The 17,954-nt window shown below is 32.7% G+C and carries 18 protein-coding genes; all 18 read right to left on the reverse strand.

Annotation, left to right across the window (positions count from 1 at the left end; all coding sequences use genetic code 11):
* Positions 1 to 147: 147 nt before the first annotated feature.
* Positions 148 to 1,098, reverse strand: a complete 951-nt coding sequence (locus QK890_RS03600; RefSeq protein WP_234190783.1) for a glycosyltransferase family 4 protein — start codon at positions 1,096 to 1,098, stop codon at positions 148 to 150.
* 115 nt (positions 1,099 to 1,213) lie between these two features.
* Entirely contained in the window at positions 1,214 to 2,110 is an 897-nt protein-coding gene (locus QK890_RS03605) for an NAD-dependent epimerase/dehydratase family protein (protein ID WP_234190782.1), read from the reverse strand.
* 4 nt (positions 2,111 to 2,114) lie between these two features.
* Complete coding sequence (locus tag QK890_RS03610) at positions 2,115 to 2,864, reverse strand: glycosyltransferase family 2 protein (RefSeq protein WP_005800461.1); 750 nt, start codon at positions 2,862 to 2,864, stop codon at positions 2,115 to 2,117.
* 24 nt (positions 2,865 to 2,888) lie between these two features.
* Positions 2,889 to 4,109, reverse strand: coding sequence for a glycosyltransferase (locus QK890_RS03615; RefSeq protein WP_234165319.1), 1,221 nt, complete (start codon positions 4,107 to 4,109; stop codon positions 2,889 to 2,891).
* Positions 4,110 to 4,163: 54 nt separating this feature from the next.
* Positions 4,164 to 4,943, reverse strand: coding sequence for a polysaccharide deacetylase family protein (locus QK890_RS03620; RefSeq protein WP_367627195.1), 780 nt, complete (start codon positions 4,941 to 4,943; stop codon positions 4,164 to 4,166).
* Positions 4,936 to 6,069: a glycosyltransferase gene (locus QK890_RS03625; protein ID WP_367627196.1), complete on the reverse strand. Its 1,134-nt coding sequence runs from the start codon at positions 6,067 to 6,069 to the stop codon at positions 4,936 to 4,938. The genes QK890_RS03620 and QK890_RS03625 overlap by 8 nt, the downstream gene beginning before the upstream one ends.
* Positions 6,056 to 7,333: a nucleotide sugar dehydrogenase gene (locus QK890_RS03630; RefSeq protein ID WP_234165315.1), complete on the reverse strand. Its 1,278-nt coding sequence runs from the start codon at positions 7,331 to 7,333 to the stop codon at positions 6,056 to 6,058. The genes QK890_RS03625 and QK890_RS03630 overlap by 14 nt, the downstream gene beginning before the upstream one ends.
* Positions 7,334 to 7,371: 38 nt before the next feature.
* Positions 7,372 to 8,265: an acyltransferase family protein gene (locus tag QK890_RS03635; protein ID WP_234060511.1), complete on the reverse strand. Its 894-nt coding sequence runs from the start codon at positions 8,263 to 8,265 to the stop codon at positions 7,372 to 7,374.
* Positions 8,266 to 8,269: 4 nt separating this feature from the next.
* Positions 8,270 to 9,283, reverse strand: a complete 1,014-nt coding sequence (locus tag QK890_RS03640) for a hypothetical protein (protein WP_269096194.1) — start codon at positions 9,281 to 9,283, stop codon at positions 8,270 to 8,272.
* 327 nt (positions 9,284 to 9,610) lie between these two features.
* A complete protein-coding gene (locus QK890_RS03645) occupies positions 9,611 to 10,810 on the reverse strand; it encodes a glycosyltransferase (protein ID WP_234165308.1) in 1,200 nt (399 codons plus the stop codon).
* A gap of 34 nt (positions 10,811 to 10,844) precedes the next feature.
* Positions 10,845 to 11,762, reverse strand: coding sequence for a glycosyltransferase family 2 protein (locus QK890_RS03650; protein ID WP_234165306.1), 918 nt, complete (start codon positions 11,760 to 11,762; stop codon positions 10,845 to 10,847).
* Between the two features lie 35 nt (positions 11,763 to 11,797).
* On the reverse strand, positions 11,798 to 13,225 hold the full coding sequence (locus QK890_RS03655) for a lipopolysaccharide biosynthesis protein (RefSeq protein WP_234165302.1): 1,428 nt from the start codon (positions 13,223 to 13,225) through the stop codon (positions 11,798 to 11,800).
* Positions 13,226 to 13,240: 15 nt separating this feature from the next.
* The gene (locus QK890_RS03660; RefSeq protein ID WP_234165300.1) at positions 13,241 to 14,404 is read right to left on the reverse strand and encodes a CDP-glycerol glycerophosphotransferase family protein; all 1,164 of its coding nucleotides are present in this window, start codon (positions 14,402 to 14,404) and stop codon (positions 13,241 to 13,243) included.
* Between the two features lie 140 nt (positions 14,405 to 14,544).
* Complete coding sequence (locus QK890_RS03665; protein ID WP_234059089.1) at positions 14,545 to 15,642, reverse strand: DegT/DnrJ/EryC1/StrS family aminotransferase; 1,098 nt, start codon at positions 15,640 to 15,642, stop codon at positions 14,545 to 14,547.
* Positions 15,643 to 15,646: 4 nt separating this feature from the next.
* Complete coding sequence (locus QK890_RS03670; RefSeq protein ID WP_146352948.1) at positions 15,647 to 16,168, reverse strand: acyltransferase; 522 nt, start codon at positions 16,166 to 16,168, stop codon at positions 15,647 to 15,649.
* The gene (locus QK890_RS03675) at positions 16,161 to 16,577 is read right to left on the reverse strand and encodes an FdtA/QdtA family cupin domain-containing protein (RefSeq protein WP_146352946.1); all 417 of its coding nucleotides are present in this window, start codon (positions 16,575 to 16,577) and stop codon (positions 16,161 to 16,163) included. Before QK890_RS03675 ends, QK890_RS03670 begins: the two co-directional genes overlap by 8 nt.
* Before the next feature lie 66 nt (positions 16,578 to 16,643).
* A complete protein-coding gene (locus tag QK890_RS03680) occupies positions 16,644 to 17,054 on the reverse strand; it encodes an FdtA/QdtA family cupin domain-containing protein (protein WP_234059090.1) in 411 nt (136 codons plus the stop codon).
* Complete coding sequence (gene rfbA / locus QK890_RS03685; RefSeq protein ID WP_234059091.1) at positions 17,051 to 17,938, reverse strand: glucose-1-phosphate thymidylyltransferase RfbA; 888 nt, start codon at positions 17,936 to 17,938, stop codon at positions 17,051 to 17,053. Before rfbA ends, QK890_RS03680 begins: the two co-directional genes overlap by 4 nt.
* Positions 17,939 to 17,954 lie beyond the last annotated feature (16 nt).

Below are 17,954 nucleotides of genomic sequence, written 5' to 3' on the forward strand. Positions count from 1 at the left end.
AAATGGGAATATCAATGCTATATTGAACATGAATCTTTGTAATTATTAGCTACCCTTTGTTTTGTAACTCTATTATTTTTCGACTGTAACTTCTTTTATTTTTTAGACCATATTAGATCTATGGTAGGAAGCATAATATTGACAATATCACTTCGCTTGATGCAAGCAAAAGAAACGCTTCATAAATAGAATATAGACTAAACTCAGCGCAATAATGGTACCCGACAAATACCCATATTCATTCCCCGGAAATAGAAGATACCCGGCTATAACTACTGCCTGCACCAACATATACACCAACGAAACCACCATGTGAGGAATTTTCAGCTCATTTGCCATAATCTGGTACAAATGTTTCCGATGTGGCAAACCAATATTCTCATGCAACATCAACCGATGAATTATTGTCAGCACACTATCCACCCCATAGACTGCCAACAAGACAATCCAGCTGAAATTTTCCGTACGGATTATCAGCATACCGATCAGAAAGAGAATCACGAAAGCAATGCTAACCGAACCTACATCCCCCGCAAAACACTTTGCCTGTTTCCGGAAATTGAAGAAGTTAAAGACCAACACAGCACAAAGCATGGTATAAATCAAAGCCGGCTCTACAAATGGAACATATACCCTATTTATAAATGCTAATGCCGCCAGCACCACCAACGAGTATCCACCTGTAATGCCATTAATACCATCCATGAAATTATAGGCATTGATAATTCCTGTGCAAACAATTAAAGCAACCACAATGGTCCACCAAGGCAGGCTGAACAACCCCCATTGATAGAACATCAAAGCCATCGCCGTAAAATGAAACACCAAACGTAACCCCTGAGAAGTAGAACGAATGTCGTCTACAAAACTGATAAAAGTAATCAATGTCAGAGCCAGCATAAACCAAGGATACTCAAACTGATTCGTCAGAAAGTAAGCTAATGCGCCAAAGAAGAAAATGATTCCTCCCCCTCTCAAAGTGATCCGGGTGTGCGAACTCCGCTCGTTCGGTTTATCGATGATATTGCATTTATCAGCAATACGGAAATAAAAAAGTTCTACTAAGAATAGCAGAACTAAGATTAGCAGATAATACATAAACTATTCGTTCTTTTTAATGAAATAAAACCAAAGTTGAAGTCCTAAAAAGGCAAAAGAAATACCCCCTATTAGGAGTCCCATAATCAAAAAAAATTCCACTTACAATACCTCCTTATTCTATCTGAAAATTCCTCAAAACATTCATAGGTTTCCACCCAAGTTCACGCGTTGCCTTTTCATTACTAAAAGTCAAAGAGCTTGTTATTTTACGAAGTTTCAAAGAATTGATCGGAGCTTTTTCACCCAGGCAGTCTCCAACGACAGCCATGCTTTTAGCCAACCAATAAGGAATAGATATTGGTCCTTTTCTACTCAATTGTTTACATATCACCATCTCCAACTCACGAAAACTCGGCTGGTAACTGTCACAAACATTATATATCCCACCCTTTTCTATTAACATAGGAAGAAGATTTGCAATATCCTGAACCATCAGAACACTTTTCCGGGCTTTTCCCCCGGCAATACTTAAGTACTTACCATTTCTAATCCCATGAATCATCGCTCCTAAATTTCCCGGAGGATTAGGTCCGGCAATCAATGAAGGACGAAGTATACTTAACTTTACATTATGCATAGCACACCACCCTTCCAAGTATTTCTCAGCCTTAATCTTACTCAAAGCATAAGGAGTAGTTCCATTCAAAGGATGCTCTTCCGTGATATTCTCACCCGAATCACAACCATAAACAGCAACAGTACTTATAAAAATAAAAGCTTTAGGAATACCACTTTGTTCCAAAGCGGTACATAAATTCTTAGTACCTTGTAAGTTTACATCAAAAAAGGCCTGTTTCTCCTCTTCTGTTTTAGGAGTAGAATGCGCTTTACCTGCAGCATGCAGCGCAATATCAAATACCTCTGTAAAGACAGGAATATTCCGAGCTATATCTATCTTATAATCATCTTGGGGAGTAAGTCCAACCGTTTTGATTACATACGTCTTTTCCAAAAGCTGATAGATGTTTCTTCCCAAAAATCCGGAGGCACCGGTAAATAAGAGTTTCATATATCTAGAAAAATTGTTTAAGTTTAGGAAATAAGCGATACAATGGATATAAAAGACTAACAGGTACCCTATTCTTTTTAAATGCCTTGAAACACTCAATATTTCCCTTTCTAATATTATTCAGACTTCTACTGGTAGTTCCCCCTAAACGCATCCGAACTAAAGGTTCAGGAAAATACAATAAACTAATATGCTCCTTTTCTACAAATCGAAGCATTAATTCGAAATCAGCAGCAAACTTAAAATCCAGATCGAATAATCCATATTTCATATATATACATCTTTTTACATAGAAAGTTGGATGTGCAGGATGCCAACCTTTAGCAAAACTCTTTTGTTTTCCCGTGATCCAACGACGGACTATTGCATCTGTGTTATTTCGAGAGACATAATACAAATCAGCATAAACGGCATCAATTGATATATCAGTTTCAAAACAATTTATAACTTTTTCTATCGCTGTATCTTCAGCAAACAGATCATCAGAATTAATTATACCAATAACATCCCCTGTTGCCATAGAAAACCCCTTATTCATTGCATCATATAATCCCTCATCTTTCTCAGAAATCCAATGCATGCGTCCTTTGAATAATGGTTCATATTCTTTAATTAAATCTATTGTATTATCATGAGACAAGCCATCAACAAGTATATATTCAATATTTTTATATGTTTGCTTTAATACAGAATCTAGAGTACAACGAAGTGTTTGCCCACTATTAAAAGTAACGGTTATTAAAGAAAATTTCATAAAATGGAATTTTTTATTTAGCAATTATAAATCATTGTTCAAGAGATCATAATACAGATTTACATACTCCTTATATCTTTCTTCTTTATCATATAAATCAACAGCATGCCTCCTGCAATTTTCATGATAGAAATCTTTAGATACATGTTTTATTTTATTCAAACTACTCAAGAATTTTTCCTTATCCCCCTTTGCTATTACAAATCCAGTTTGCTCTGAAATCATTTCCTTACATCCACCTGTATCGTAAGTTATCACAGGTGTACCACAAGCCATAGCTTCTAAATTTACAGTAGGAAATGTATCTTGATAAGTAGGATTTATAAGAACATTTGCTATTGAATAAAAGTCAACTAGCTGACTTATATTTTCAGTTCGTTCAAATCCTATTATATTAGGAGGTAATTTTCCTATTTGCTTTTTACTCAAGCCTATCATTATAAAGAGATCTTCAGGCATTTGCTTTGAAAAATAATATATATCAGATTCTCCTTTTGTTGAATTCCAATTAGAAGCTACAGCTAACACAATAAACTTTGATTGTAAAGCATACTGTTTAACTGTTTCAGATATTACAGTTGACGGCTTAAACACATCTAAATCTATTCCGTTAACAATAGTCTGCCGTTTTATTTGAGAAAGATATGACTTACTCAACATATCACTTAGCCAATTGCAAACAGGTACAATCATCATACGTTCAACCGAAGTAAACAATCTCTTCTTTTCTATATAGTTCATACGAGAGTTATCACAACCTAAAGCTTTGGGATAATCTCGTATATTGGGACATGCAAAACAACCTGTCTTCCACTTCTCACACCCGATATTCTGAAAATGGACACAATGTCCCGTGAAACTCCAACAATCATGCAAAGTCCAAACAACAGGTATTTTAGCTGTAGATAGATAGTCAAATAAAACCTCACAGTTTAAATAATAGCCATGAAGATTATGCAAATGGATTATGTCCGGTTTTATTTTCTCTATTTTTGAAATTAAGTGCAAGGTAGCTCTCCGTGAACCAAAACCATGCCTGTCAAACAACATGGATTTCAAGCCATGGACAAAGAGATCAAATCTAGTTCCAACCCTAATCAACATAGATTGGCTGGGACAGGCCCAACGACCGTAAGCAATATAACTTTTCCAGCCAGAAGCAATAACCAAACGCCCTAACTCCTCTGCAATATGGCCGGTGGAACCAGAGTTAGCAACAACATTTATTTGAAAGAGAGTTTTCACTATCGTAGTGATCAAATAGAAGAGAACAAGATCGAAAAGACTAATTAAAGTCCCCTATTTTTTATGGCAACTCAAAAAATAAGAAACATGTTTCACGGGCCAAAAAGGCTCAAAATGCCGTCTGTTAATTACGCGACCGCCAAAAGAAAAGTAATGTTTATAGTCCGATTGAGAAAACACATATTTGTAATACTTACATGCAATATCAATCGAAGATTGATTAGCGTGTTCCAAGCGTCCATATGGAAAAGCAAAGTATTCACAAGGAGTAGAAAGTTTATGTTCAATAACTGATTTACAACAGCCTATTTGTTTATCCAATTCTGCCAAATCATTATCATTAATCATATAATGATCCATTGTATGTGCACCAATAATATGTCCCCTCTCATGCAGATCCCTTATCTCTTTCCACCGCATTGGAGTTTTACCGGGAGTGAGAACTATGTTATTTGTAAAATTCTGAATATACACATCATCCCCATTCGCAAAATTGGGATTGATAAAAAAAGCCGCATTCACCCCAAACTGTTCCAAAACAGGTGCTATCATTGAATGACATTCCATAAAACCATCGTCAAATGTAAAGGCAACCAAAGGTTCATCGACACTTTCATGATTGAGAATTAGAGAAGTGGCCTCCTCCACCCTTATGAAACGTATATGTCGGGAAAGTTCTTTTAATTGGTAAGAAAAATAATATTTTGCTTGATCATTAGCCACTCCACGACATATCATATGTCCATTCAATATATGAATACCATTTTGAGGACAGGAAAATATCCCTAAAATATCCAAAACACTATTCCTTATTAAACTCCGAAAGTCATTCATCCTTAGCTTGTTTAAGAAAAACTTGTTTGAGAATATTCATCTGGTAATACAAGTTCCATTTGGTATCAATTGTCTGATAGGCAAACTGCCGAATAGCCTCTCGACTATGCAAATTCTGACTTAACCATTTCTGAATAGTATCAGCCAGACTATTTACATCATTTTCCTGAAAAAAATCACCGGTTTTCCCCTGAATTATAGACTCAAATTCAGGACCCTGAAAAGGAAAATTATTATGGGTTATAACAGGACAACCATAAGTCAGAGAATGGATAGCAGTCAAGCCAACATTCCCAGGAGACACACAAACATCCGCATTATAGAACATCTCTCCTATGCGCATCTCGTCATAACAAGGTCCATATAACCAGACATGAGAGCCAAGATTATATTTATCTACCACACTATCAAGATGAACTCCATCCACATCTTTACCGACAACAACAAGGTTTACCGGAAATCCTTTCTGTTTCAAGATATCCATAGCTTGGATTATATATTCCAATTTCTTCGATTTTTGCACACGCCCGATATAGAATAATACAGGATAGGAGTTAGAAAAATGAGTAGAATAAATAGAAGAAGGCGACAAATTTCGTCTGATCTTCAACTGATTATCATAATCCAAAGAGTTTGCAATACAAACCATCTTTGATTTATCAAAGCCTTCTTTTGACATCAGGGAAATAGCATATTCGCCATAAACCATCAACTCAGAAAACAAAGAATAAAACAACTTTTTTATAACCTTCTTTACAATACTTTCTCTGCCATACCAACCATGAGTCCAAGCTACTGTTTTCTTATTTAAAAGTTTTGCCCAGAAAAGGATAACCCATGAAGACAAACAATAAGGTTCTCCATCCAATACATAACAAGTATAGGGTTTAAAGACTAACCGGACAGATTTAGATTGCCAATAAAACTGAGAAAATAAATATTTGTTATGCAATTCTGAGCGAAAATAGTTCAATTGGGTATAATCCATTTTCTTTATTGGTGTCAATAGACGATCACCAAAATAAAAATCGCAGGGAAGCTCTGAAGACATTTTTGAATATATGGGATTGCGATAGTGAGTCCCTATATTAAAAATACAACAAATAGAAGAATTATAATCTGCCATCTATTATATTTTTATTCAATACCGCTTTAACATCATAAACAACGCCCGCATCAGATCGGAGAAAATCGCGAATATTCATATGTTGAAACTCTTTATGTCCAACACACAATACAACAGCGTCAAACTGTCCAAACAAATTATCAAGACCAGCAGTCAGGATCGATATACCATATTCATGTGCCACTTTAGCCGAATTAGCCCAAGCATCATAGACGGTAATGTCAGAAGTATACTCATGTAAGGTAGAATAAATGTCTATCACCTTGGTGTTTCGAATATCAGGGCAGTCTTCTTTAAAAGTAAAACCCAGAAGCAGAATCTTTGAATCTTTGACAAGGATACCTTTTTTATTCATTAACCTAATCACCTGATTGGCGACATAGTCTCCCATACCATCATTCAAGCGCCTTGCTGCAGACATGATTCGTGGGAGTACCCCATAAACCTGAGCCTTCTGAATAAGATAATAAGGATCAACACTTATACAGTGTCCACCGACCAAGCCCGGCTTCAACTTGATAAAATTCCATTTGGAAGATGCAGCCTCAATAACATCATTGGTATCAATGCCCATTGCATTGAAAATCTTTGAAAGTTCATTCATGAAGGCAATATTCACATCGCGCTGGGAGTTCTCTATTATTTTAGAAGCTTCAGCCACTTTAATAGAAGGGGCTTTATGAGTACCGTTAACCAACACTGAATTATATATAGAATCAACAATGTCAGCAATCTCAGGAGTCGAACCGGAAGTTACTTTCTTAATCTTTTCAACAGTATGTTCTTTATCACCCGGGTTTATACGTTCTGGTGAATAACCTGCATAAAAATCCACATTGTATGTTAACCCTGACACTTTTTCGACTACCGGAAGACATTCTTCCTCAGTTACTCCCGGATATACAGTAGATTCATACACAACAATATCCCCTTTTGAAATAACTTTTCCAACTGTAGTACTCGCACCAATCAAGGGTGTAAGATCGGGGCGATTATTCAAATCCACAGGGGTTGGTACAGCTACAACATAAAAGTTACAATTCCTTATTTCGTCAATATTACTGGTACATTTGAAACCATTTTCTATCGCTTTCCGAAGTAAGTCGTCAGAAACCTCTAAAGTCATATCATGACCGGAATTTAAAGCATCAACACGAGACTGGTTCAGATCAAAACCAATACATTCATATTTTGTCGAAAACAATCGGGCCAAAGGTAGCCCAACATAACCAAGACCTATTACGGCAATCTTAATATTATCCATATTTTTTGACATTCTAAAATTTTATCACCTATTAACAATCATTTTTTCAGTAAGGATATTACATATACTTTTATTTTATAAATGAATAATGCAGAAAGAATAAATAAAATAATATATATAGGAATAATACTTAAAGACGTATTTACTATTAACATGGGAATAAACAATATATGTGTCAGATATAATTCATAAGAATATTTGCCTAAACAATTCCAGAAAACATTCTTTTTAACAAATAAAAACATAAACATTATAGATAATGCTAATGGAAGTTTATTTAATATCTGGACAAATACGAATAAAATATTATGAGCCCTACACCAATCAAATTGTTTTATAAACAAAGCTAAAAAGCCAATTAATAAACAACATATTATAGTATACTTATTAATATAGCGATATACTCTATACTTATATTTAGACAAAAAAACACCTAAAGGGAAAGATAAACATTGTTCAGCTCTTAATTCTCCACAATAAAAAAAGATCAAACAACTTATTATTAATAGAATATAGTTATCATACCTATGCCATGCTCTTGAATATAAAATGAAAAATATCCAATAATTAAGTAACAAAAAATTCAAATACCAGAAATACGATACACTAGGTCGTAATAGTAACAAAGATAGAATATTAAAATCTTCACCTTCTCCTAATAAAAGTAACTCTACTATAAAATATGGAATATATACATTTAAAAATTTATTCTTCCAAAAACCTAAAAGCCCTTTTTTTGAAAAAGATTCCCTTAATCCATATCCTGATAGAATTAAAAATATAGCTACACCAGTACCACCTAAAGGGGTCGCATATCTTATCTGAAAAAGCCCAATTATATGACTCAAAATAATCAAAAAAATAGCTATTCCCCTCATTGCGACTGTTCTATCTACAGGAAATAGATTCGTCATAGATCCGTTTTCTTTCATCAACTCAATTCACTTCATCCAAAGGTATATCAAAGAAAAGCAATATTAATATACATATAATACCACCAGAAGAAAGTAAAAATGTAAAAAAAGAAGCATTTAAAAGATACACGATTGATGGTATAAATAAAACAAAAACAAAATCACGATTAATTTTTTTTGTAATACTATTTAAAAATACTAGAAAAATAAAAAACAATATATTAATAAATAATATTCCAGGCAATAACATTGCAGCAATACCATCTGTAGTCCAAAAATTAGCATTAACGTTTCCCCCACCATATATATCCCCTATAACATAACCCAAAGGCTCATTATATGGATAAGCGCCCGTAAATAACTGTATGATTGACACATGGGTATAATAAGTTAAATCGTGAGTTAAGAAAAAATCTAAATAATTAACAAATAATAATCCAGGAATACATAAGGTTCGCATAAAAACAATAGCTTTAATGATCATAAAATCATCGCTAAGGTTAAATACCAAAATAGAAATACAAACTAAAGAACAGATTAACAATAAATAAAAAGGGAGACCTTTCCTTTCATATCGCAACAAAACAATAAAACCATACAAGATAAGCGGCATAAAAAAATTAGTTTTTTGCCCAGTCATCATGAAGAGTAATACATAACAAACAAACCCCAATACAACATATAGAGTCTTTTTTTTCAAAAGACCATATATAAAAAAAAACGGAACAAAAGCATTCGATGACCAAAAAACTAAATACCCAACGATCCCCATTCCTGTAATATTGGCACTATTTTCTCTTAAATCATAAACATCACTAAGAGAAACCAAACGCATATATGGACTATACAAAATTATTAGTATAATAATAATGGCTAAAGTTATCCACAACAAAGATTTAAACGAATATTTTTTTATGCGTCTGCAATACTCCATATTCCTTATTACCAAGCGGTCAGAAAGAAAGAAAGAAACCATTCCTAAAAAAACTAGAAACTGAGTAAAAAACACACAATTATTAATATTCTGATTCTGCATATAAAAAATAGATAAGATTATCGGTATATAACAAAAAACATATATTATAATTGATATTATACTTGATATTTTCAACAAACCATTATAAAATAGAATAGGACAAATTGCCATAAATAAAGTCGGAATATATTCATAAAAATCATATTCTATCATTGCAAAACCGTAGTAATCAAAATTATCACAACAATATTCGACCCAAATAAATTGATATAAAAGTACATAGCATATAGTGAATAAAATACGCATCAATACTTTTTTATCTGAGAAACCTATTTTAGCAATCCACATACTCAATACACAGCAATGCTTATACACATAAACAAATAATCAAACATTCTCTAACAATATTTTATTCAATACAAACTCTTCTGTTATTTTACTTAAAAAAAGAGATCTTTCATTTGCCATATTCTGATACATAATATCATTATCATATAAAGTAGACATAGAATCTACCAAGTTCATTTCATCTATATTCAGTTCAGACTTTATAAAACAATTCTCTTTACATAGATTAGAAGTTATTATTCCTTTTGAAGCAATAAATGTACCTAAAAGATTTTTATCATAACTTTCTGTACAATCCATTATATCCCAAATCCCCATGGAGGAATTAGTCGTTATTACTGGGATATTCAAAATCAAAGATTCAATTATTACCCCTGGTAAAGCTTCTGATTTAGATGGTAATACCAAAAACTTCGCTTTCTTTATATATTTATAAGGGTTAGATACGTTTCCTAAAAAAATTACTTTATGAAGGATTTCAAGCTCCGAACACAAATTCTTTAATTTATGTAACAAACAATGGGTATCCCCTCCTATTATCAATAGTCCAACACCTTCTCTTTTCATACTAAATTCAGCAAAAGCACGTATTACTTTATCGGGAGACTTATTATAATCTAGCCGTCCAACAAAAACGATATACTCATTCATTGATGAAAAAAGAAGATTTTCAATAGAAACATTCGATAGTTTTATAATCTGTTGTATGTCATGAATATTATATAAGATTGAAACTTTAAAAGGAGAAATAGAAGAAAAATTCTCAAGAATAAAAGCTTTTACATCTGGACTTACACAATAAAGTTTATCAAGATATCTATACAGTAAACAAAATGAAAAATATTGCAACAAATACTTCCATATATTGTTTGTCTTATTTTTACTGTATACCAATGATGAATGAAATATGCCAATGTTACGGCCATTACCTTTAGACAGTACATTATAGGTAGAGCAAGCTTCAGATGTACTAATTGTTATTAATGGAGTAAGATCTTTTTTTAGTCTTTTTATAAAAAAGACACATCTAACATAATAAACTAATTTCCCTAATGGAAAATGATATTTATTCATAAAATTAAATTGTCTATCGACTATAAAATCATCATTATCTTGATAATTTACATTTGCGATATACACATTAACATCTTCTCTCTTTGAAAAAGCTAAATACAAATTATTAGTTAGTCTCGCAATAGTTCCTTTACCTTCTGGCTCTATCAATAAAATATTAATCATAGCAATATACTAATAACAAAGGTCACATATAAATTCACACAACAGCTAAAAAATTCAATATAACACGGATTGTTTTATTAACAGTTTTTGTTATAATATTTTTTCTATTCTTAAAAAGAAGTAAAGCTAAATCATAACATAAAAAATGTATCTGAAACTCTTTATAAATATCATGGTGATGATAATACAATGTATCCTTCAATTCGAGAAGATAAAATAAACGAAAAGAATCTTCATATTTTTCTCTATATAACAATTTAGATGATCTAGTTGCCGAATCTTCCAATCTATACATAACTGTCTTTATACTAATATGATATAATTTAATACCATTTGCCGTCAGAGTTAGCCAAAAAGGATAATCTTCTATCATTTTATATTTTTCATTAAAAGGATACATACGACATATCTCTGATTTTATAAAAAGAGTAGGAGCTTCAGCATAATTTTTCTGATATAGTAATTTATGCTGTTCAGCAGCTGTCTTATTCCAAAACCCTCCACCAGCACTTTGGTGATAATGTTCCAATAATTTCACTCCTGTCTTAGTATTTTTAAAATAAACTGTATCAGAAAGCAGAACATGAATCTCTTCATGTTCATTTACATAGTTTACATTATCAGTAATACAATTAGATAATAACAGATCATCGCCTGCTATTCCTTTTATCCATTTTCCATTTGCAGCATTGTAAGCACGATTGCAATTAGCTGAAATTCCAGAATTCACAGTACTTGTTATAATTTTCACATTTACAAAACGCTCAAAATTTCGATTTATCCATTGTGTGCAAAGAGCAACAGTATCATCAGTTGAGCAGTCATCACTGATAATTAATTCAATCGTATCATACGTTTGATTCTTTATACTATTTAATGTTTCCAAGATATATTTTGAAGAATTATAAGCAAGAACACAAACAGAAACCAATAAATTATCTTTCCTCTTCACTTTCTATATTTTTTATAAATAAATCAATAAAACATCTATCGCTTTATAACTTTTATTATTTCAGATAAATCCTCAACTTTTCCCAAATATGCAACAACTATATATATCAAAGGACCTAAGAGTACTCCAACAATCAATTGTTCTAAACAAGAGGTACAAATATTTAGTACTGGAATTAATACCATTACCATGCATCCAGTCGACAGTATGATCTTAATGCACCCCTTTAATTGTTTAAATCCTCCATAGCCAAATAATTTTCCTGGATAATAAGTATTTATAAAATAACAAATAATAGTTGAAACTAAATTTCCTACAACAACAGCCTTAACACCTAATGGAATAGTGAATATCATGGTAAGCACAATTACAGGCAACTTCATTAAATCAACTTTAAGATATAAATCCGATCGACCAATAGCATTTAAAATATTCATATTTAATACACTAATAGGAGTTAATATCCTAGCAAAACACAACCACTGTATTAAAGGAACTGCTGATAACCATTTATCAGTCAATACTAATCTCACCAAAGGAAATGCTAAGACAGCTAGCAGCGTCATCACAGGAAATACAATAAAAGCTGTCATTGAAAGCATCTTACTATAAACAGTGGTCAAACGTTTTCTGTCAGATTGTATTGAAGCAAACAAAGGATATGTCACTGCGTTTAATATCTCTCCAATCGTTCCAACTGCTACATCTGTTATTTGAGTTGAACGTGTATAATATCCCAATTCCGATGCATGAAAACGTTTTCCAATTGCGATGGTATAAATATTATCTAAAACCACTGCATAAATTCCAGCGAACAATAAATTTACACCAAAAGAGAACATACTTTTTAATGATCGAAAAGAAAAAACCCATTGAGGACACCAACGTGTAAAAGCAGACAACAATACAGAAATCAAGCAAGTACACAGTAAAGTTTGATAAACTAACGCCCATACTCCATAATTACAATACGCCAAAAAAACTCCTATTAACCCACTGATCAAAGTACTAATAAAGTTAACTTGAGCTAATGTCTTAAAATCAATTTTGATTAATAATCTAGCGCGTTGAACAATATTAAAAGAGCCCAAAATTACATTAATAGCTAAAACTCTTAATATCGTACATAAACTTGGTTCAGCATAAAAATCAGCAACAATAGGTGCAAAACAAAATAAAACGAAATAAAATAAGATAGCTACTCCAATATTAAAATAGAAAACCGTAGAAAAATCAACTTCGTTTCGATCTTGTTTCTGAACAAGTGCTTTAGAAAACCCACTTTCTATAAAAATCTGTGAAACAGACATTAATATGGCTAGCATACCAATAAGTCCATAATCACTAGGGGATAATAACCGAGCTAACAATAACCCTATTATGAACGATACCCCTCTCACTGAGGCTTTTTCAACAAAACTCCATACAAAGCCAATCAGTGCCTTATCACGTAACGCCCCCACTATATTAAGCTAAATTTATATGTATAATTTTTCAATAGCAGAATATATATTATCAGTCGCTGTCTGACGGTTTATAGGCATTAAATACTCTTTATAAAAAGCTACTCTACCCTCACGTAAAGGATCTTTTCCTTCTAATAATAAATTAATGAAAAAATCAATATCCTCTTTTGAATTAGCCTTATAATGTATATTCCATGAAATCTTTCCCATTTCGTTTAATTGCTTTTCAATTCCTTCCCGACATAAAAACAAAGCCGGTTTTTTAGTATATAAATATTCAGTAATGAATGATACACTATCAAAAATCATTGCATCAGAAGTCATAAAAAGATCAATATAGTCTGACATTTCCAATTGAGTATTCTCCATCGTTTCCCAACAATGATAATAAGCATCTGTACGCTCTTTTCCCCACAAAGCATGTTTATACAACTTAGGTTTCAAAATAGGATGGGGTTTAAAAGCAATCTGTAATATATTTTTATATTTCTTTGCAACTTCAAGCATATAATCTGAATATTGCAAAAAAGTAGAAAAAGTTATTGCTTCCTCTGCGAGATTTCCAATCGTATGATGTGGAGCCCATATCAATTTTATTTGCTGTGTATTTTTCCAAACATTAATTGGCTGATAATCTTTATCAAAAAAAATATCAAGGCCGGGATAACCAGTAACTAATACATTCTTAGCTCGTACAAGAGAATGTTTTTTCGCTATTTTTTTACTTATGTTACTTTCTAAAAAGAAACGCCAAACAAAATTCTGCAAAGGCTGGTTATATTGAAACTCATATAACCAATCACAAGTATAAGAATATGGAACATAACAATTTAAAGAATTAGTGTAATTAGTAATATAATATTCTTTTTTCGTTATCCCAAAATATGGATTTGTAAAAAAAACAATATCTGGACAAAGTTCTGTTTTTACATCAAGCCAAACTTTTCTATGCCGATCATAAGCATTAACAAAATGATAATTCTTATTAGTCAACATTTTTTCAACCTCGCACATTTCATCAAACATATTGGCTTCCCCTTGTGATATATAAGGACAAATAACAATAATTGGATTTAGCCGTTTATTTTTGCACATTTTTTTATATAATCCATCTAATTTCCAAACAGAAGCGTGTATTATAAAAAAAACTACATTGATGCGTTTCTTATTTTTCAATCTCTTTTTTATCCAATAATAACGATATTGAAAAAGCAAGAATCTCAGTAATACATAAGGTTCGAAAAGTAATTTACGGATGACATATTTACTTTTTTTTAAAAACGTATTTATAAATAAAAAACAGTACCTTAACATTTTTAAAAAGCAGAGATAAGTCCAACAACTTTTTGTATTTCTTCCGAAGTCATAACCGGACTCATCGGCAAGCTTAACTCTTCCGCATGAATTTGTTCTGTAATCGGAAAACTTAAGTTATTCCATTCTTTATAACACCCCTGCTTATGAGGAGGAATAGGATAATGAATTATAGTCTGAACTTCATTTGTAACCAAATATTTTTGTAATTCATCGCGTTGTTTGCAACGAATTGGAAAAATATGAAAAACATGGCTATCCCAATCATTTACTATTGGAACAATTATTTTAGGATTCGTAATATTCCCAATATAATATTTCGCTACTTCTTTTCGAATAGCTAAGTCTTCATCTAAATATTTCAATTTTACATTCAATACAGCTGCCTGTATTTCATCCAAACGGCTATTGCGACCTATATATTTAAATACATATTTCTCCGTTGAACCATAGTTAGCAATGGCACGTATTACCTTTGCCAATTCTTGATCATTAGTAGTTACAGCTCCGGCATCACCAAATGCACCTAGATTCTTACCCGGATAAAAGCTATGACCGGCTGCATCGCCTAATGAACCCGTTTTTTTTCCATCATACAAACAGCCATGCGCTTGTGCATTATCCTCAATCAACTTTAGATTATACTGTTTACAAATCTTATCAATCTTATCAGTATAGGCACACTGGCCATATAAATGTACTATCAATATTGCTCGTGTTTTAGAAGTAATTGCAGCTTCTATCCGATTATCATCAATTTGATAAGTCTCAATGGAAGGTTCTACCAATACAGGCTTTAAACCGTTTTCTGAAATGGCCAGAATAGAAGCAATATAGGTATTAGCCGGCACAATCACTTCATCACCTACTTGCATAATTCCCAATTCAATATAAGCCCGAAAAATCCAAATCAAAGCATCTAAGCCATTAGCACATCCCACTGTATATTTTGTTCCTATGTACTTGGAGTAATTCATTTCGAATTCTTCATTTTCTTTGCCCTGAAGATACCAGCCACTGTCAACAACCCGGTTAACAGCCTCATGAATTTCCTGTGAGTATTTCTGTGTTATTTTTTGTAAATCTAAGAATTTTACCATCACTTTATATTATATATTCCAATCCGTTTTTATCTTTCTTTTCTAAATCTAACAAGATTCCCTCATTAGTAATATATCCATGATGAACAGCCGGGTTACCATACCAAACAGTATTGGCCGGAATGTCTTTGGTTACGACACTACCAGCACCAATAAATGCATATTCACCAATTGTATGCCCCGCCATAATTGTTGAATTAGCACCGATTGATGCACCTTTTTTAACTAAAGTTTTTAAAAATAAATCAGGATACATTTTAGAGCGAGGTACTTTATCGTTTGTAAAAGTTACATTAGGCCCAATAAATACATTATCTTCCAAGGTTACTCCGTCCCACAACTGAACACCGGATTTTACCGTAACATTATTGCCTAATTTAACATCATTCTCAATTAGCACATTGGCGCAAATATTACAGTTCGAACCAATTTCTGCACCGGGTAAAACTATACAATACTGCCAAATATGGGTATCATTCCCTATTTGTTGAGATAAAACTTCGGAAGATGGATGTATTCTAATCATTTTTATACCTTATAAAATCTTGATAATCTCTTATATAATCATGTTCATCATAAATATGGGAAGCCAATACCAAACAAACAGCTCCAGACGAAAAATCATCTAAGGTTCTCCAAATACCAGGAACAACTAAAAGTCCTTGATAAGGACGATTCAGCACAAAGGAACGTCTTACTTTTCCATCGTCTAAAGTAACGGTAAAACTACCACTGGCAGCAACAATCAACTGGCGTAGTTCCTTATGAGCGTGTCCGCCACGACTCTCGCCCCCAGGAATATCATATAAATAATAAGTACGCTGTATATCAAAAGGAACCGTAAAACTATTTTCAACTACAGTAATATTTCCTTTCTCATGATGATGCTTGTCCAATTCAATTATTGTACAATCATAAACGCAAGTATTCTTCATCGTACCATCTCCTCTTTAATTTTAATAAAATGAGGAGAAAACTGCTCTCTTCCATAAAACCCCATTTTATCTCCTCCTTTTCATTTTTAAAAAATCATTATAGTCCCGAATATAATCTCTCTCCTCATAAACAGTTGAAGACAGTATTAATGCTAACGAATTTGTAGAAAAATTATTTATCTCTCGCCATATACCTTTCGGCACATAAAGTCCATAATAAGAACGATTTAAAGAAAACGTTTTTCGTTCATTACCATCATCTAAAATTACATCAAAGCTACCAGATAAAGCGACAATAAACTCTTCATTTTCTCTATATGCATGTCCACCACGTGACTCACCACCGGGAACATCGTAAATCCAATAAGTTCGCTCTATCGTAAAAGGAATATTTTTAAGTTCCTCTATAATAGACAAATTCCCTCGTTTATCCAATACTTTAGGAAGTTGTATTATTCTCACAGCATCCATTTTCATTTCTTAGAAATCTCCTCAATCACTTTTAGTAAATATTGCCCATATTGATTTTTTAACATTGGTTTAGCCAATAATCTCATTTTTCTCCAAGAAATCCAACCTTGTCTCAACGCAATACCTTCTAAACAAGCAATCTTTAAACCTTGTCGTTTTTCAATCACTTCAATAAAAGTGCTTGCCTCAGATAAAGAATCATGTGTACCTGTATCCAACCAAGCAAATCCTCGTCCTAATATTTGAACTTTTAACTCCTTAGCTGACAAAAATCGCTGATTAATTGTAGTTATTTCTAACTCTCCACGAGGAGAAAATTCAATATTTTTAGCTATTTCTACGACCTTGTTAGGGTAGAAATAAAGCCCCACAACGGCATAATTAGACTTAGGAGTTTGAGGTTTTTCTTCAATACTAAGCACATTTCCATCCTTATCAAACTCCGCTACACCATAACGTTCAGGATCACCAACCCAATAACCAAAAACAGTGGCTTTGTTTTCTGACTCAGCAAAATGAACCGCTTCACGTAACATATGCGTAAAACCTTGCCCGTAAAAAATATTATCTCCTAAAACTAAGCATACAGAATCATCGCCTATAAACTTCTCACCAATAATAAATGCCTGTGCCAAACCGTCTGGAGAAGGTTGCTCAGCATATTCGAAACGTACTCCAAAGTCAGAACCGTCACCCAGCAAACGTTGAAAGCCGGGTAAATCATAAGGAGTGGAGATAATCAATATTTCACGAATCCCTGCCAACATGAGTACAGAGATAGGATAATAGATCATCGGCTTATCAAATATCGGAAGTAACTGCTTACTGACTCCTTTGGTAATCGGATATAAACGTGTACCAGATCCACCGGCTAAAACAATACCTTTCATACACAGAAAATATAAA

The organism is Bacteroides sp. NGMCC 1.200775 (assembly GCF_040798045.1).
In the GTDB taxonomy this organism is placed as follows: Bacteria; Bacteroidota; Bacteroidia; order Bacteroidales; family Bacteroidaceae; genus Bacteroides; species Bacteroides hominis.

What these genes read in the sequence shown, in the direction of transcription:
- QK890_RS03600 (WP_234190783.1), bottom strand. Translation starts at nt 1,098, where the DNA reads ATGTATTATCTGCTAATCTTAGTTCTGCTATTCTTAGTAGAACTTTTT.
- QK890_RS03605 (WP_234190782.1), bottom strand. Translation starts at nt 2,110, where the DNA reads ATGAAACTCTTATTTACCGGTGCCTCCGGATTTTTGGGAAGAAACATC.
- QK890_RS03610 (WP_005800461.1), bottom strand. Translation starts at nt 2,864, where the DNA reads ATGAAATTTTCTTTAATAACCGTTACTTTTAATAGTGGGCAAACACTT.
- QK890_RS03620 (WP_367627195.1), bottom strand. Translation starts at nt 4,943, where the DNA reads ATGAATGACTTTCGGAGTTTAATAAGGAATAGTGTTTTGGATATTTTA.
- QK890_RS03625 (WP_367627196.1), bottom strand. Translation starts at nt 6,069, where the DNA reads ATGGCAGATTATAATTCTTCTATTTGTTGTATTTTTAATATAGGGACT.
- QK890_RS03630 (WP_234165315.1), bottom strand. Translation starts at nt 7,333, where the DNA reads ATGGATAATATTAAGATTGCCGTAATAGGTCTTGGTTATGTTGGGCTA.
- QK890_RS03635 (WP_234060511.1), bottom strand. Translation starts at nt 8,265, where the DNA reads ATGAAAGAAAACGGATCTATGACGAATCTATTTCCTGTAGATAGAACA.
- QK890_RS03640 (WP_269096194.1), bottom strand. Translation starts at nt 9,283, where the DNA reads ATGCAGAATCAGAATATTAATAATTGTGTGTTTTTTACTCAGTTTCTA.
- QK890_RS03645 (WP_234165308.1), bottom strand. Translation starts at nt 10,810, where the DNA reads ATGATTAATATTTTATTGATAGAGCCAGAAGGTAAAGGAACTATTGCG.
- QK890_RS03665 (WP_234059089.1), bottom strand. Translation starts at nt 15,642, where the DNA reads ATGGTAAAATTCTTAGATTTACAAAAAATAACACAGAAATACTCACAG.
- QK890_RS03670 (WP_146352948.1), bottom strand. Translation starts at nt 16,168, where the DNA reads ATGATTAGAATACATCCATCTTCCGAAGTTTTATCTCAACAAATAGGG.
- QK890_RS03675 (WP_146352946.1), bottom strand. Translation starts at nt 16,577, where the DNA reads ATGAAGAATACTTGCGTTTATGATTGTACAATAATTGAATTGGACAAG.
- QK890_RS03680 (WP_234059090.1), bottom strand. Translation starts at nt 17,054, where the DNA reads ATGAAAATGGATGCTGTGAGAATAATACAACTTCCTAAAGTATTGGAT.
- rfbA (WP_234059091.1), bottom strand. Translation starts at nt 17,938, where the DNA reads ATGAAAGGTATTGTTTTAGCCGGTGGATCTGGTACACGTTTATATCCG.